Below are 14,907 nucleotides of genomic sequence, written 5' to 3' on the forward strand. Positions count from 1 at the left end.
CACCGGTGACACAACAGCGTGTCTACGTCGACCCGCACGTAGTGGCGCTGATCCGGGCGCTTACCGGCCGATGATCCGAGGCCGCGCGGATGGTCGCGCTGTCGAGCGCCCGCAGATCCGTAGGGTCCGGTCCTTCGTCCACCAGGATACGATCCAGCGGCAGCATGGGCCGCCCGACGGGAAAGCTGGCGACCACCCCGCCCCGGAGCTTCGAGCCAAAGAAACGCGGTGACAATGCCAGCCCGCCCCAGGGACGCCATTCGTTGAGATCCCCCAGCAGTACCGTGCGCATCCGGGCATGGCGTGCGATGTGCTGGCCCAGTGTCCGCATCTGCACAACGCGCAACCACTGCGCCAGGGAAAGATGGGTGGCGATGATCCGCAAGTCCCTGCCGTCGCGACGTGTCTCGGCCACGACTGCGCCGCGCGGATAGTGGCCCGGCAGGTCGACAAGGCTCAGACGTGTAATCTCGAAACTCGGATGAACGAACAGAAGGCTTCCCAGGAAGCCGTGACTCCTGGGCCCCCACCGCGCGTCCTGGGGGCCATGGATCCATCGCAAGCCGGTCGTGGCCTCGATCCTCTCCAGATCGAGAAATCCGCCATAGGGCGGGTCCTCGTCATCCGCTTCCTGCAGGGCCAGGATATCCGGCTCGGTGGCGGCAATGTCCTGTGCGATCACATCCGCGATCCGCCTTGGATCGACCGGACCACGAGCGCCCCGCCCACGGTGAATATTCCAGCTCACGCAGCCGTAGCTGCGCGCGGTGTCGGCTCTTGTCATGGGTGTCCTGAACTCTCGGGCGACCCCGCCACCATCTGCGAGCCGCTCCAGACTGACAAGGCAGGCGCGACAACTTGCCCTCGGGTGGGTTCAGCTTAGTTTCATCGCTATCGCCTTCCGAACCAACCGAAAGGAATTCCCCGTGTCCCGTGTCCTTCCCTGTGCTGCCCTCTGTGCCTTGATCGGGTTCCCCGCCGTCGCCGAACCTCATCGGTACGAGCTTGATCCCGCCCACACCACGGTCGCCTTCACCGTTCAACACCTGGGCTTTGCCGACACTCTTGGCCTGTTCGGAGAAGTGTCAGGCAGTTTCGTCTATGACATGGAAACGCAGGAGCTGTCGGATGTCTCGGTCACCGTCACCTCCGCCAGCCTGAACACCCTGAACGAGGCACGTGACCAGCATGTCAGGAGCGGCGATTTCCTGGCCGTCGATGCGCACCCCCAGATCACGTTCACCGCACAGAGCGGCGAGGCCATCGACGACACATCCGGCACCGTGACGGGCGATCTGACGATCCTCGGCGAAACGCGTCCATTGACGCTGGACGTTTCGCTGGTCGGTGAGGGTGAGTATCCGTTCGGGCACAAGCGCTTCGTCCTCGGCCTATCCGCCCGTGGCAGCCTCATGCGCAGTGACTTCGGCATGACCTACGGCGTCGACAATGGCCTTGTCGGAGACGAGGTGGAACTGCTGATCGAAGCCGAGGCAATGCGGATGGAGTGACCAACTCCGCCGCCCGCCAGTGGAGGTATGTGTCTGGCGTTGCAGAAGAACACGGTGCCCAGCTTCTTGCGCATGCCAGACTATTCCACGCTGTGTCTCAGACAGTTGAGGCTGGCCATTCGATCCCCGTCCAGCCGTGTCAAAGGCCGACTGAACGTTTTGATTCCCTTTCGGGGGTTCTGGGACAAGCGCTGCGGCGATACCTTGATGGCAGCGTGCGATATCTGTGAGGTCATTTCCATGGCGTCGTCCAAGGTTCCGGAGTTTCTGCTTGAAGTGATCCCGCATGCGGTCAGCCGAGGGCCACGCTTGCCTTATGGCGAGGCTTCCCAGGTCATCTCGGGGTCAAACCAAATCGTCAGCGAGCCTCGGCGCTTGAGCGCTTCAGTGTAGGCCGGCCAGGTCCTGGTCTTGTAGGTCGGGGAAGTTGGCCTGCTCATGCATCAGAATTACCATGCTCGATCAACGAGATGGAACCCCGACGGGATTTGTGCAACAGAGCCCCTCTGTATCGAACTCAAGCTCAGGCACTTGCAGTGTGACAATGGATGGCTCGCCCACATCCTCTGGAAGCGAGCGACGTTGCGGGCACGCGCTATGGGCATTTATTTGCACCAGTCGTTCAGCGCCATGCACACCCAATCAGAGCCCTCAGCCAGGACGTCATGCCCAACCCGGCGCTTTCCATCGGTCCGATCGGATCGCACCAAGCCAGCCCGGGCAGCGCCAGAAGGTCAGGAGGTCGAAGTCACAAGCTTTGGCGTCCGCATCAGCTTGCGAGGCCGATACCTTCGCGGCGAAGCCATCGTCTGTGCGTCTGCGCCTTGGGAGCCGTCGAGATGCAGATTCTCCCCGTTGGTGGATCGATTGCGGGTGGCCTTGCGGTCGATCGTCGAGTGGTGCGACCGAATTCCCGCGCGATCCTCGCAAAGGCTCCACGCGCAGGCGTCCTCCGCTTGATCCGCCGTCGATCATCGATCCCAGCCTGCACATGCGCCATCGTGATTTTTAACTTGGTCAGAAGGATAGAGGATATGTCGCAAGCCCGCATGGCTGGGCCCGCCGCTACAGCGGGACTCCCGGAACCCCGATATGTAAATGACGTGCTGACCGAGGCGACGGCGGCTGCTGATGGGTTGCCAAGCGGGGTCGGGCTGCCATTCTGGGGATGATCGGAGAGCCGTCCAGAGCGACCCGCGAGCCAGAACAGAACAAAAGGCCCGGCATGGCGCAGTCGAACGATCTTTCCGAAACCCCGAACATCCGGTCGCGGGACGCGGCCCGCACGCAAGCGCTCATCCTGAAGGTGGCGGTGCAGGAGTTCGCGGAACACGGGTTTCACGGCGCGCGGGTCGGCCATATCGCGCAAGGCGCGAAGTGCAATGCGCGGATGCTCTACCACTATTTCGGCAGCAAGGAGCAGCTCTATGTCGCGGCCCTCGACAGCGTCTATGCGTCGATCCGCAATCAGGAGGCGCGGCTGAATCTGACCGATGGCGACCCGCTGGACGCGGCCCGGCAACTGGTGGAATTCACCTTCGATTACTTTGCCCGAAACGCGACTTTCGTACGGATGATCCGGAACGAGAACCTTCTGAACGGCAAATACATCCGGCAGTCGAGCAAGATCCCCGACATGTCGCGCCCGCTGATCGCGTCCATCGACCGGATGATCGACCGGGGTCTGGAGAGCGGGGCGTATCGGCGGCGGCCTGACGCGGTGCATCTCTACCTGACCATCGTGGCCCTGTCGGCGCATCACCTCAACAACGCCGCGACCCTCGGCACGGTGGTGGGTCAGGACCTGACCGATCCGGCCTGGCAGGCGGCGCGGCGGGCCCATGCGGTCGATGTGGTGCTGAGCTATCTGGGCGCCCGGCCCACCTGACCCGCCGGGAAGCGCCGAATCAAGGAATCCGCGGCAGGGCGAGACGCACCGTCGTACCGATGAAAAAACGTGCAATGAGCCGCCAGGGCCGCCCGTTGTTTGCGCTTTGAAATTAATTCAACAAATATTTACTTAAGGCGGTTCCGTCTTGCCCCCGGCCCTCGCGTAGTTGGGCGCATGAACAGTCACGCGCACGCCATCGCCCCGCATCAAACCGTTTCGCCCACGGGTCCGGTTCACCGTCGCCCGGCGGTCGAGCTTCAGGACGCATCCGTCGTCTTCGGCAGTGGGGACAACATCGTCACGGCCCTGTCGCCGACCTCGCTCAAGCTTGAGTCCGGGGACTTCGTGGCGTTGGTCGGGCCCTCGGGCTGCGGCAAGTCGACGATCCTGCGGCTGGTAAGCAACCTCATCAAGCAGTCGTCGGGCCTGGTGCTGGTCGGCGGCAAGGAAGCGGCAGCCAAGGAATTGCGTATCGGCATGGCGTTCCAGAACCCGACCATGCTGCCCTGGCTCACCATCGAGCAAAACGTGATGATGCCGCTCAAGATCGTGGCCCCGTTCAAGCAGACCTATCTGCGCGACCGCAAAGGCGCGTTCCGGGACCGGGTCCATGCCCTTCTGGAACAGGTGGGCCTGAAGGATTTTGCGGGCCACTATCCGTGGCAGCTGTCAGGCGGGATGCTCCAGCGGTCCAACATGTGCCGCGCCCTGATCCACGAGCCGGACCTTCTGTTGCTGGACGAACCCTTCGGCGCGCTGGATCAGTTCACCCGCGAGGAGCTGTGGCAGATCCTTCAGGATCTCTATCTCGACCGCAAGCCGACCGTGCTGCTGGTGACCCATGACCTGCGCGAGGCGGGGTTCCTCTCCCGCCGCATCTGCGTGATGAGCGCGCGGCCCGGCCGCATCATCTCGGACGAGGCCGTGAACATCCCGCAGCCGCGCGACATCGGCATGATCTACAGCCCCGAATTCGTCGAAATGACCCAGGGCCTGCGCGAGCTGATCGCCCAGGTCCGCAAGTAGGACGCCCCGATGACCGAAAAGAACCGCATCCGCCTGCTGTCGTTTTCCCTGATCTTCGGATTCTTCCTGATGTGGGAGGTTCTGTGCCTGCTGCTCAACGTGTCCGACCTGGTGTTGCCGCGCCCGTCCGAGATCATCGTGACGTTGTGGGTCAAGTTCCCCGTGCTCTGGCCGCATATCCTCCAGACGCTCTATTCCACGCTGACGGGCTTTGTTCTGGGCGTGATGATCGGCGTGACGCTCGGGGTGATCGTGGGCACCTCCAAGGTGGCCTATGCGGTGGCCTATCCGCTTCTGGTCGGGTTCTCGTCCATCCCCAAGGTCGCCGTCGTGCCGATTTTCGTTCTGTGGTTCGGGTCGGGCACCACGCCCGCGATCCTGACGGCGATGGTGATCTGCGTCTTCCCGATCGTGGTGAACATCGCCACCGGCCTTGCCACCACCGAACCCGATCTGGAGGATGTGCTGAAGACCCTGGGCGCGTCCAAGAAGGAAATCCTCTGGAACGTCGGCCTGCCCCGCACAATGCCCTATTTCTTCGCCTCGCTGAAGGTCGCGATCACCCTGTCCTTCGTGGGGGCCGTCCTGTCGGAAACCGTCGCGTCCAACCGGGGTATCGGCAATGTGATGATGACGGCCTCGTCCAACTTCCAGGTGTCGCTTGTCTTCGCGGGCCTGATCGTCCTCGCCTTGCTCGGGGTCGCGCTCTACGCCTTTTTCTCGCTGCTCGAACGGCGCGTGACCGGGTGGGCCACGCGCGGCAACGACATCGCCGTCACCTGATCCTCTCCCCCCAATCCTCAGCACAAGGAAGACCGTCATGAAGCACATTCTTTTCGGGGCCGCGTTCGCGCTCGTTGCGGGTCTCGGCCCGGCCATGGCCCAGATGACCGACATCCGGTTCACGCTCGGCTGGAAGACCCAAGGCAGCGATGCACCCTTCCTGATGGCGCTGAGCCGGGGCTATTTCGCGGACGAGGGTCTGAACGTCACCATCGACCAGGGCGAAGGATCGGCGGCGACCGTCACCCGGATCATGGGCGGGGCCTATGACGCGGGCTTCGGCGACATCAACGCCATCATCCAGAACGCCGCCGCCCGCCCGGGCGAAGCGCCGGTCATGGTCTATCAGCTCTGGAACCGACCGCCGTTCGCCATCGTGACGCCCAAGACCTCGGGCATCGAGACGCCCGCAGATTTCGAGGGCAAGAAACTGGGCGGTGCCCAGGGCACTCCGACGACGCGCCTGTTCCCGGTCTTCGCCAACCTCAATGATGTGGATATCGACAAGGTCGCCCAAGAGAACATGGCCCCCAACCTGCAGGAGCCGATGCTGATCCGCGGCGACATCGACGGAGCCTTCGTCTTCACCATCACCAGCTGGTTCAACCTGATCGCAAACCGCCAGGATCCCGCCGCCGACTTCAACTGGTTCCAGTTCGAGGACTACGGAATGGATCTCTATTCCAATGGCCTGATGGTGTCGCGCGAACTTCTGACCGACAACCCCGAAGCGGTGGCGGGCTTGGTGCGCGCCGTCAACAAGGCAACGCTGGAGATCATGGCCGATCAGGATATCGCGGTCGAGGCGATCATGGCCTTCGACAACTTGGTCGACCCAGAGCTGGAGCGCGCGCGGCTGGTCTTTGCGCTGACCAACCTGATGAACGCGCCCGAAACCGCCGAGATCGGCATGGGCGACCTGGTGGACGAGCGTCTGACGCGGTCCATCGGTATCGTGGCCGAAGGCTACGGGCTGGAGCGACTGCCGGAGGCCTCCGAGATTTTCGACCGGTCCTTCCTGCCCCCGGTCGAGGATCGCGCCTTCGCCGTGACGATCAACTGATCCCCCCGATATCGCGCGCCCCGGCCCTGTTCCGGGGCGCGCCCCTTTCCCGTTTCAGGACCGGCCGGACCCATGCCATCGCGTGACATGCTTTTCGAAGGCGGGCGTGTTCTGGTCGACAATGACCGGTTCGAGGCGGTGTCCATTCTGGTGCGCGACGGTCTTGTCGCGGCGCTGCTGCCGCAGGGCGACGGTCCCGACGATGCGGAGCGGGTCGATGTGGCCGACCGGCTGATCGTGCCCGGGCTGGTCAACGGTCACACCCATTCCCACGGCGCACTCGGGCGGGGTGGCGTGTCGGACGATTTCACGCTCGAGGCCTTCCTGTCCGGCGCAGCCTGGCTCAATACGCAGCGCAGTGTCGACGATCTGCGCCTTGCCGCCGAACTTTCGGCGGTCGAGCTGATCCGCAAGGGCTGCACCGCCTGTTTCGATCTGTTCGTGGAGCTGCCCGGCCCCACGGTCGCGGGCACCCATGCGGTTGCGCGGGCCTATCACAACGCCGGGATGCGCGCCGTGGTGGCTCCGATGATCGCGGATAAGACCCTATATCAGGCGCTTCCGGGTCTTCTGGACGCTTTCAAGCCACCGCTGCGCGATGCCGTCGCGGCCCTTTCCCTGCCCGCATGGCGCGACATCATGGCGGTCTGCGAAGAGGCCTTCGGCAGTTGGCCCGTGCCCCGCGACCGGGTGCGCCCCGGCCTTGGGCCGACCATTCCGCTGCATTGCTCGGATGACTTCCTGCGGGCCTGCGGGGCGCTGTCGGCCACGGACGGCTTGCCGCTTCAGACCCATCTGGCGGAAACCCGCATGCAGCAGGTCATGGCCGCGCGGAAATACGGCACCACCCTGACCGGCCATCTGGATCGTCTGGGCGTTTTGTCCGGGCGCTTCAGCGGCGCGCATGGCGTCTGGCTGTCGGGGGCCGAGGGCGACCTGCTGGCGCAGCACGGCGCCGGCATTTCGCACAACCCGCTCAGCAATCTGCGTCTCGGGTCGGGCATCGCGCCGGTGCGCAGGCTGGCCGATGCGGGTGTGCGACTGGGCGTCGGCACCGATGCCAGCAACACCTCCGACGGGCAGAACATGTTCGAGGCGATGCGCCTTGCCGCCACCCTCAGCCGCGCGCAGACCGCCGATCCGGCGGATTGGGTGACGGTGACCGAAGCCTTCCGCATGGCGACCGAGGGCAGCGCCGCCCTTCTGGGTCTTGACCGCGTGGGCCGCATCGCGCCCGGTTGGGCCGCCGATCTTCTGTTTCTGGACGCGGGCTATTGTCACTACACCCCGCTGCGCAACCCGCTGGATCAGATCGTCCTGGCCGAAACCGGCGCCGCCCTCCGCGAGGTGATGATCGCCGGACGCCTTGTCCTGGCGGGCGACCGCATCCTGACGCTGGACGAGGCCGAGCTGAGCCGCCGCGCCCGCGACGCCGCCGCCCGCATAGATGCAGCCTCCCTGGACGTGCGCGTGATGAACGAAGCCGCGTCCCATGTCGTCCGGAGCTTTTGCCGCGCCCAATGCGCGGCCCACCCCGCCCCATAGCAGACCGAGGAAGACCAAATGGACCAGTCCCCCGACCCCGTCACCCGCGCGAAATCCATCGTGGAGGCCTATCTGGAACGCTCCATGGTCCCTGACCCGGAAGGCGCGTCGAAATACGTCAGCGACGATTTCCAACTGGTCTTCACCGGCGGGCGGCGGTTTTCCGGCCCTGCCGAAAGTTCCGCCTTCAACGCCAAGCGCTATGCCTGGGTCAAGAAGCGGTTCCTGCGCACCGACGCGGCTCTCGACCCCGAAACCGGGGATGTCCACGTCTACAACACGGGCTATCTCTACGGCGAATGGAAGGACGGCACGGCCTTCGAGACCAATCGCTACATGGACAAATTCGTCGTCCGGGGAGGCAAGATCGTGGGAACGGACGTCTGGAACGACAGCGCCGAGATCCTGCTCCACAAGGCGGGCCTGGCCGAGGCGGAACTTTGAGCATGGTCGCGGATCACGGACGCTATGCCTATTCGGCGATCACGGATCGGGCGGATTACCACTGGCCCGGCGGCAAGCGACTGGCCGTCTACGTGGGTCTGAACCTGGAGCATTTCGCCTTTGGCGAAGGGCTTGGCGCGGAACTCGCCCCCGGGGGTCCGCAACCGGATGTCCTCAACTATGCCTGGCGCGACTATGGCAACCGGGTCGGTGCCTGGCGGATGCGCGACATGTTCGATGCCCTCGACATGCCGGTCAGCGTTCTGGCCAACAGCGCGATGTACGACTACGCCCCCGACCTCATGGCGGCCTTCCGGGCGCGGGGCGACGAGGTGGTGGGCCACGGGCGCACAAATTCGGAACGCCAGAGCACCCTTCCGGTGGATGAGGAGGCGCGGCTGATCGCCGAGGCGACGGAGGTTCTGACCGAAGCCGAAGGTGTGGCGCCCAGGGGTTGGCTGTCGCCCTGGATCGCCGAAAGCCGGGTGACGCCCGACCTGCTCGCCGCCGCGGGCTATGGCTATACGCTCAACTGGTGCATGGACGATCAGCCGATCTGGATGGAGACCTCGGCCGGTCGCCTTCTGTCGATCCCCTATCCGCAGGAGGTGAACGACATCCCCTCCATCGTCGCCCGCAAGGACGGGGCGGTCGCCTTCGCGGACATGATCATCGACAACTTCGACGAGATGCTGGACCAGTCGGTCGGCCAACCGCTGGTCATGGGCATCGCCCTGCATCCCTATCTGGTCGGACAACCCTACCGCTTGCGCCACCTGCGCCGCGCCCTGACCCACATCGCCGCGCACCGCGACGACATCTGGCTGACCCGAAGTGGCGACATCCACGACTACTGCCGCACAAAGATCCCGGATCTGATCGCCTGACCCGCCGGTCAGTCGTCGAGGGCCTTCTTCACCGTCTCCACGGCGGCCTTGCCATAGGCGCGGGTCACGAGGTCGTCGAAGCCGATCACCGGTCGTTCGCTCAGACCGGCCAGCATCATCAGGTGCTCGGGGGCCGACACGATCTGGAGGTTGTCCGCATCGATCTGGCCTCCGATCGGGATAGCAGGGACAAGGCCGTACATCTGGTCGAGTCCAAGCGGGCCAAGGCGCGCGAGAGCGGAGGCAAAGAGCTTTCCGGCAAAGCTGTCCGGCTTCAGCGGGGTCCGGAAGAACGTCCCTTCCGCCATGACCTCACCCTTGCCGGTGGCGATGTCCGTTTCGTTGTTGCTGCGGTTCAGGATCATGCCGTCCTGCAACGGGGTGATCGTGAAATGCCGGCCGACCTTTTCGCCCCAGAGGTGCACTTCGCCGAAGGCTGTCATTGTGACGGCGTGAAACCTGTCCAGCGCCTCAAGGTCGGTATCCTTGATCCATGCTGCGACCACCGACGCATAGGTTTCGGGGTTCACGATCTGAAAGAAGCCCTTCTGGAACACCGAGAATCCCAGTTGATGCCAATACTCCGGCATCACCTTGGGCAAATGCGGCGCAAGGCGGTCGATGACGGCGGACGGGGCCGACACATGTACGGTCGGCTGGCCATAGGTCTCGACAAAATAATCCATGTCGCGCGCTGTGCTCATCGCCGTACCCGTCCTCTGCAAGGTTCCAGTCTCGTGTTCATCTGGCTGTTGCGCCCGATCTCCGGATTCGCGGCGACCTCGCGCGCGGCGGCATCAAGCTGTGCGATCCGGCTGTGCGGGCTTCGGTAGTCGCCCCAGTTCCCACCGATCGACGAGTTTTCGAGACGGGAAAGACCCGGGGCAAGATCGTCATCGAAGGGTTCCGATCCCGCCTGCCGTCAATGCGTCAGCCGTCGAGCGCCTTCTTCACCGTCTCCACGGCGGCCTTGCCATAGGCGCGGGTCACCAGGTCGTCGAAGCCGATCACTGGACGTTCGCTCAGACCGGCCAGCATCATCAGGTGCTCGGGGGCCGACACGATCTGAAGGTTGTCCGCATCGATCTGGCCGCCGATCGGAAGGGCGGGAACGAAACCGTACATCTGATCGGGTCCAAGCGGGCCAAGACGCTTGACCGCCGAGGCGAAGAGACGCTCCGACAGGCTCTCGGGTTTGCGCCGGATCCGGAAGAACGTCATCTCGGCAAAGACCTCGCCCTTGCCGCTTGCGATGTCCTTTTCGTTGTTGTCGCGATTGACGACCAGCCCGTCCTGCATCGGTGAAATGGTGAAATGGCGCCCGAGTTTCTCGCCCCAGAGGTACAATTCCCCGAAGGCGGTCATGGTGACGGCGTGAAAGGTGTCGAGCTCGGCCAGCTCCGTGTCCTTGATCCAGGCGACGACGGCGGAGGCATAGGTTTCGGGGTTCACGATCTGGAAGAAGCCGTTCTGGAAGACCGAAAATCCCAGTTGATGCCAATACTCGGGCATCACCTTGGGCAGATGCGGCGCAAGGCGGGCCACGACCTCGGGCGGGGCGGGCACATGCACACTCGGCTCTCCGTAGCGTTTGACGAAATCGGGGATGTTCTTTGCGACGCTCATGGCCGTACCCGCCCTGTGCAAGGTTGCAGTCTGGTGTTCATGCGTCCGTTCCGGCCAATGTCGGGATTGGCCGCCGCTTCCCGCGCGGCCCGGTCGAGTTGGGCGATGCGGCTGTTGGGGCTTTCGTGATTGCCCCACCCCCCGCCGATGGATGAATTGACGCCGGCATCGCCGACCCGTCTGATCCGGTCAAGACCGCCGGCAATCATGTCGGGGTCGTGCAGAGCGGCGAGGTTGGACATGACGTCACCCGCGCGCCGGATCGCCTCGGCTTCGGCGGCCAGCGGATCCATCCCACCCCGGATAAGCGAGTTCTCGATGGATTCACTGATTTGTCCAGACAGGGCCTCGCGGGCCGCTTCCTGTGCCGCGCCATTGCTTATCCCGCTTCGACCCAAGGTGTTATAGGCCTGCCGCGCGTCGAGGTATTCCCCCACCGTCAGATCGTTCAGGCCGGCCTGCTGATCGCGCAACTGGCGGGCGTATTCGCTCATGATCTCCCGCTGTCGGGCTGGGTCATTCGGGGCGCGGTCCTGCGCATATCCGACGGCGTCGAAACATCGCGGCTCCACCACGTCCATGCGGCGCGCCTGTCGGACGATCGGAATCTCGGCATCGGTACGGCCGGCCGCCCGCTCCCGACGGCCCCGGAACAAGGCCCTGACCAGGTCGACGATCTTGTCGACCAGGCCGCGCAGGAAGGTGAACATCGACACAAGGGCACGGCCCGCCGGGCCGACCGCCCGAAGGCGCCGCGCAACGCTCATCGCAAAGGTCGTCAGCCGGACCATAAGAGCGGCCCCGGCGGTCCCCCCGGTAAAGGCCGCCACCACGAGGAACAGAATGGCGATGATCGCCTCGGGGATCAGGAAGCCGCTGGCCGTGCCCACGATATCCGCCCAGAAGGTCGGCGGAATCAGCATCAGAAGGCCGACGGTCGTCGCCCCCAGAACGCGCATCACCTGTGTCCGGGTGGCGACCTCGATCATCGCACCGGCCCATTCCGCACTGTTGTCCACGAGGTCGATCAGAAGTTGGCCGATTTCCTCCAGCCCCGGAATATTGGCCAGCGCATCGCGCAGCAACTCGATCCCCCGCTCGAAGGCATCGACGGCGCCTTCGGCCAGCGACTGGAGCAGGCCGACGATCTGGGCGCGGTTGTTGTCCCACAGGGCCCGCGCCCCTTCGGACATGCTGTCCCAGGCATCGCCGAGCATGTCCGGCAGGTTCATGATCCAGTCGCCCACGGCGGCCCAGAAATCCCCCTCGCCTTCCCACCAAGCTGTCAGACCGCTCTTCACACCCTCGAAGAAGGTGCCCACCACACCCCACCAGCCGGAGTCTTCCCATTCATCGATCCAAGGCTGGATCTGGGTCGTCATCGTGGCGGCGAACCCGCGCAGATCCGCGATGATCTGCGCCTCTAGGTCGGCGATCTGCTGCTCTGCCGACTCCTCGACCACCGTCTCGACCAGAAGGCCGCCGCGTTGCGCATCCTCGGCCTCGACGCGACCCAGATAGTCGCGCAATTCCTGGGTCAGAAGATCGCCGTCCTGCTGAGCGAAGTTCAGGCGTCCTTGGGTGTGGATATCGCCATCGAACACGATCCCGTTGGCATCCTGCACCCGCAGGGGCATCAGGGTCAGCGGGCTGTTCCAATGGTCGCGGTAATACCCCCGAACGATGACGGGACCACGGCAGACCGTGCAAATGCGGCTGTCTGGTGTGGTTTCGGCAAAGGCGCTGCGTTCGGACCGCAGGGATGCCTCTCCCGGTTGCAAGGCTGCCATGACTCAGGCCTCCAATGTGAACGTATCAAACCATTTTCTAAATGCGCGAAACCGCTCGTCCTCCGGAGCATCGGAGCGACAGATCTTCTGTAATTTCCCGGTCGTATCATATTCTTCGAAGCCCAGTCCATAAAGCACCGTCCAGACAGCGAAGAAATGCAGATGCGCGTGCCTGGTAAAGCCGAAGGCGCCGAAGCGTTGCAGGGCTGCGGTGACGAGCCGTTCGATCTCCTCCGGTTTTCGCCCCGCCAGTTCCGTGCGGAAATCCTCGGTGATGCGGTTCGCGATGCGTTGCCTCCGCTCGGCCTCGCGGGCGCGGGAAATCGGGTCGAAATCGGCGAGGTTCAGGTACATGGGCGCCACCGGGACCGCGACACAGGCCGGGATATCGGGGCGAAACTGCACGACATCGTCGCCGGTCCGGACAAGATAGGTTAGTGGCACATCATCGTCGGTCATCATCATCCGCCGTGCCCGCCCGGCATCGTGATCGATGATGCGCAGGAAATCGGGCAGGATGCGCGGATCCCAGAATCGAAAGAACAGCCGACGCCCGTCATCCCGCACGGGAAGCTTGGTGAACCGCCGCAGATGCCGCCGCACCTCGCCCATGGTCGCGTCCGTCTGGATCAGAACACTGTTGTCCGCGGCCCAGTGGCGGGCAAAGAAGTCGCGGTGAAAGGCCAGATCGCCCTCCGGATCCGGGATGGAGAGATCGGCGATCCAGGGGGCGGCATCCCCGTAGTCTTCGGCCGCATCGCCACCGAACAGGCAACGCGCCGGGTGATCGATGCTGTCGAGATCGAAGATCCCCGCCACCTCGGCCCGCAAGGTCGCATCCACCAGGAGGAAGACATTCCGCGGGGCCTCGGGCCCATAGAGCGTCTGGACGGCGCCGGGCGGTGCGTCGGACAGACGCTCGCAGATCTGCGCGGCCGATCCGGTCAGAGGCAGGACGTTCGGGACGCGCGCTTCGAATATCAGCGATGGCATCGACTGTCTCCGCATGGGGGCGCGGCAACCCTGTCATGCGATACTCCGGATGAAAAGTCCGACCGCTCGACCCTGTCAGCCGTCGATCCGTTCCCCGGTCGTCGCATCGAACAGGTGGACGTGATCCGACGGAACCGCGACAGACACCATGTCGCCGATGGCCGCGCGATAGGTCTTGTCGGCCTTCACCGACACCAGCGCCCCGCCGATCCGCACTGCGATCATGGTCGCATCGCCGAGCAGTTCCATCGTGTAGATCGGCGCGTTGATCTGCCCGCCGCCCTCCACAACCGACGCATCCTCGGCCCGGAACCCCAGGGTCACCGGCCCGTCGGGGGCGCCAACCCCGTCGATGGCCACGCGATCGGCGGTGAAGGTGCCGCCGGTCACCTGCCCCGACATCAGGTTCATGGCGGGCGAGCCGATGAAACTGGCCACGAAGGCATTGGCCGGGCGGTCATAGATTTCCGTGGGCGATCCGACCTGCTGGACCACGCCCTTCTTCATCACCACAACGCGGTCGGCCAGGGTCATCGCCTCGATCTGATCGTGCGTGACATAGATCGTCGTCACCTTCAGTTCGTGCGACAGATTCTTGATCTGCGCCCGCGTGCTGACCCTCAGCTTGGCGTCAAGGTTGGACAGGGGTTCGTCCATCAGGAACACGTTGGGTTCGCGCACGATGGCCCGGGCGAGAGCCACGCGCTGCCGTTGACCCCCCGACAATTCGGCAGGCTTGCGGTGCAGGAAATCGTCCAGCTCGACCATGGCGCTGGCCCGGCGGACCCGTTCGTCGTGGGTGGCGGGGTCGATGCGACGTACCCGCAGCGGAAAGCGGATGTTCTCGTAGACGTTCATGTTCGGGTAGAGCGCATAGCTCTGGAACACCATGGCGACATCGCGGTCCTTGGGGTCGAGGTCGTTGACCCGCTTGCCGTCGATCAGGATCTCGCCCTCGGTCGCATCCTCCAGCCCTGCGACCATCCGCATGGTCGTCGTCTTGCCGCATCCCGAAGGCCCGAGCAGGACGAGGAATTCCCGATCCCGAATGGTCAGGTCGAACTTGTCGACGCCAACGAAACTGCCCCATCGCTTGGTCAGGTTGCGCAGCTGAATTTCCGCCATGTCAGGCCCCCTCCGAGTCGGCGCAGGTCATGCCATGACTGTAGGGAGCGTCGTCCCCTTTGGGCAAGGCAATCTTGCATAGGTATGCAAGGCGGCGGGTCTGGTGCGTGGCTTGCTGGCGGGGTCGTTATCTCGCAATGAAAGCGAAGGCTTTCGCCGCCGAAGTACAGCGGGGTACGGCAATGTCCGATTTGCGGGACCAAGCGGCCGTTCCAATTCGTTT

Annotated in this window: 14 protein-coding genes and 1 pseudogene; 8 read left to right on the plus strand and 7 right to left on the minus strand. The window is 64.3% G+C overall.

The window, feature by feature from the left end:
• Positions 1-22: 22 nt before the first annotated feature.
• Positions 23-784, minus strand: a complete 762-nt coding sequence (locus BM002_RS10750; protein WP_092780272.1) for an endonuclease/exonuclease/phosphatase family protein — start codon at positions 782-784, stop codon at positions 23-25.
• A 142-nt stretch (positions 785-926) separates the two neighbouring features.
• On the opposite strand from BM002_RS10750, the gene BM002_RS10755 reads away from it, so the two are divergent.
• The gene (locus BM002_RS10755) at positions 927-1,511 is read left to right on the plus strand and encodes a YceI family protein (protein WP_245749213.1); all 585 of its coding nucleotides are present in this window, start codon (positions 927-929) and stop codon (positions 1,509-1,511) included.
• Positions 1,512-1,828: 317 nt separating this feature from the next.
• Here BM002_RS10755 and BM002_RS19090 read toward each other — a convergent pair.
• A pseudogene (locus tag BM002_RS19090) lies at positions 1,829-1,951 on the minus strand (IS5/IS1182 family transposase); the annotation flags it as partial.
• Between the two features lie 785 nt (positions 1,952-2,736).
• Between BM002_RS19090 and BM002_RS10760 the strand changes: the two are divergent.
• The 7 genes from BM002_RS10760 (at position 2,737) to BM002_RS10790 (ending at position 9,150) form a co-directional block, all read left to right on the plus strand.
• Entirely contained in the window at positions 2,737-3,399 is a 663-nt protein-coding gene (locus tag BM002_RS10760) for a TetR/AcrR family transcriptional regulator (protein ID WP_092780277.1), read from the plus strand.
• 177 nt (positions 3,400-3,576) lie between these two features.
• The gene (locus tag BM002_RS10765; RefSeq protein WP_092780280.1) at positions 3,577-4,428 is read left to right on the plus strand and encodes an ABC transporter ATP-binding protein; all 852 of its coding nucleotides are present in this window, start codon (positions 3,577-3,579) and stop codon (positions 4,426-4,428) included.
• 9 nt (positions 4,429-4,437) lie between these two features.
• Positions 4,438-5,211, plus strand: coding sequence for an ABC transporter permease (locus BM002_RS10770; protein ID WP_092780283.1), 774 nt, complete (start codon positions 4,438-4,440; stop codon positions 5,209-5,211).
• 37 nt (positions 5,212-5,248) lie between these two features.
• The gene (locus tag BM002_RS10775) at positions 5,249-6,274 is read left to right on the plus strand and encodes an ABC transporter substrate-binding protein (RefSeq protein ID WP_092780286.1); all 1,026 of its coding nucleotides are present in this window, start codon (positions 5,249-5,251) and stop codon (positions 6,272-6,274) included.
• 87 nt (positions 6,275-6,361) lie between these two features.
• A complete protein-coding gene (locus tag BM002_RS10780; protein ID WP_245749214.1) occupies positions 6,362-7,819 on the plus strand; it encodes an amidohydrolase family protein in 1,458 nt (485 codons plus the stop codon).
• Positions 7,820-7,837: 18 nt separating this feature from the next.
• The gene (locus tag BM002_RS10785) at positions 7,838-8,263 is read left to right on the plus strand and encodes a nuclear transport factor 2-like protein (protein WP_092780292.1); all 426 of its coding nucleotides are present in this window, start codon (positions 7,838-7,840) and stop codon (positions 8,261-8,263) included.
• 2 nt (positions 8,264-8,265) lie between these two features.
• Complete coding sequence (locus BM002_RS10790) at positions 8,266-9,150, plus strand: polysaccharide deacetylase family protein (protein ID WP_092780295.1); 885 nt, start codon at positions 8,266-8,268, stop codon at positions 9,148-9,150.
• A gap of 8 nt (positions 9,151-9,158) precedes the next feature.
• Here BM002_RS10790 and BM002_RS10795 read toward each other — a convergent pair whose 3' ends face one another.
• From BM002_RS10795 to BM002_RS10815, 5 genes are all read right to left on the minus strand, one after another.
• Positions 9,159-9,854 (minus strand): GAD-like domain-containing protein, encoded by a 696-nt coding sequence (locus tag BM002_RS10795; protein ID WP_092780298.1) that lies wholly within the window; start codon positions 9,852-9,854, stop codon positions 9,159-9,161.
• Positions 9,855-10,080: 226 nt separating this feature from the next.
• A complete protein-coding gene (locus BM002_RS10800) occupies positions 10,081-10,776 on the minus strand; it encodes a GAD-like domain-containing protein (RefSeq protein WP_092780301.1) in 696 nt (231 codons plus the stop codon).
• Entirely contained in the window at positions 10,773-12,566 is a 1,794-nt protein-coding gene (locus BM002_RS10805) for a polymorphic toxin type 15 domain-containing protein (protein WP_092780304.1), read from the minus strand. Before BM002_RS10805 ends, BM002_RS10800 begins: the two co-directional genes overlap by 4 nt.
• A gap of 3 nt (positions 12,567-12,569) precedes the next feature.
• Positions 12,570-13,559, minus strand: coding sequence for a DUF4123 domain-containing protein (locus tag BM002_RS10810; RefSeq protein WP_175484871.1), 990 nt, complete (start codon positions 13,557-13,559; stop codon positions 12,570-12,572).
• A 75-nt stretch (positions 13,560-13,634) separates the two neighbouring features.
• A complete protein-coding gene (locus BM002_RS10815; protein ID WP_092780310.1) occupies positions 13,635-14,684 on the minus strand; it encodes an ABC transporter ATP-binding protein in 1,050 nt (349 codons plus the stop codon).
• Between the last annotated feature and the right edge of the window lie 223 nt (positions 14,685-14,907).

Origin of the sequence: Jannaschia pohangensis (assembly GCF_900113875.1) — a bacterium.
Taxonomy (GTDB): Bacteria; Pseudomonadota; Alphaproteobacteria; order Rhodobacterales; family Rhodobacteraceae; genus Jannaschia; species Jannaschia pohangensis.

Bases quoted from the DNA above. Each gene is read 5' to 3' on its own strand.
- BM002_RS10750 (WP_092780272.1), bottom strand. From the start codon at position 784: ATGACAAGAGCCGACACCGCGCGCAGCTACGGCTGCGTGAGCTGGAAT.
- BM002_RS10760 (WP_092780277.1), top strand. From the start codon at position 2,737: ATGGCGCAGTCGAACGATCTTTCCGAAACCCCGAACATCCGGTCGCGG.
- BM002_RS10765 (WP_092780280.1), top strand. From the start codon at position 3,577: ATGAACAGTCACGCGCACGCCATCGCCCCGCATCAAACCGTTTCGCCC.
- BM002_RS10770 (WP_092780283.1), top strand. From the start codon at position 4,438: ATGACCGAAAAGAACCGCATCCGCCTGCTGTCGTTTTCCCTGATCTTC.
- BM002_RS10775 (WP_092780286.1), top strand. From the start codon at position 5,249: ATGAAGCACATTCTTTTCGGGGCCGCGTTCGCGCTCGTTGCGGGTCTC.
- BM002_RS10780 (WP_245749214.1), top strand. From the start codon at position 6,362: ATGCTTTTCGAAGGCGGGCGTGTTCTGGTCGACAATGACCGGTTCGAG.
- BM002_RS10785 (WP_092780292.1), top strand. From the start codon at position 7,838: ATGGACCAGTCCCCCGACCCCGTCACCCGCGCGAAATCCATCGTGGAG.
- BM002_RS10790 (WP_092780295.1), top strand. From the start codon at position 8,266: ATGGTCGCGGATCACGGACGCTATGCCTATTCGGCGATCACGGATCGG.
- BM002_RS10795 (WP_092780298.1), bottom strand. From the start codon at position 9,854: ATGAGCACAGCGCGCGACATGGATTATTTTGTCGAGACCTATGGCCAG.
- BM002_RS10800 (WP_092780301.1), bottom strand. From the start codon at position 10,776: ATGAGCGTCGCAAAGAACATCCCCGATTTCGTCAAACGCTACGGAGAG.
- BM002_RS10805 (WP_092780304.1), bottom strand. From the start codon at position 12,566: ATGGCAGCCTTGCAACCGGGAGAGGCATCCCTGCGGTCCGAACGCAGC.
- BM002_RS10810 (WP_175484871.1), bottom strand. From the start codon at position 13,559: ATGCCATCGCTGATATTCGAAGCGCGCGTCCCGAACGTCCTGCCTCTG.
- BM002_RS10815 (WP_092780310.1), bottom strand. From the start codon at position 14,684: ATGGCGGAAATTCAGCTGCGCAACCTGACCAAGCGATGGGGCAGTTTC.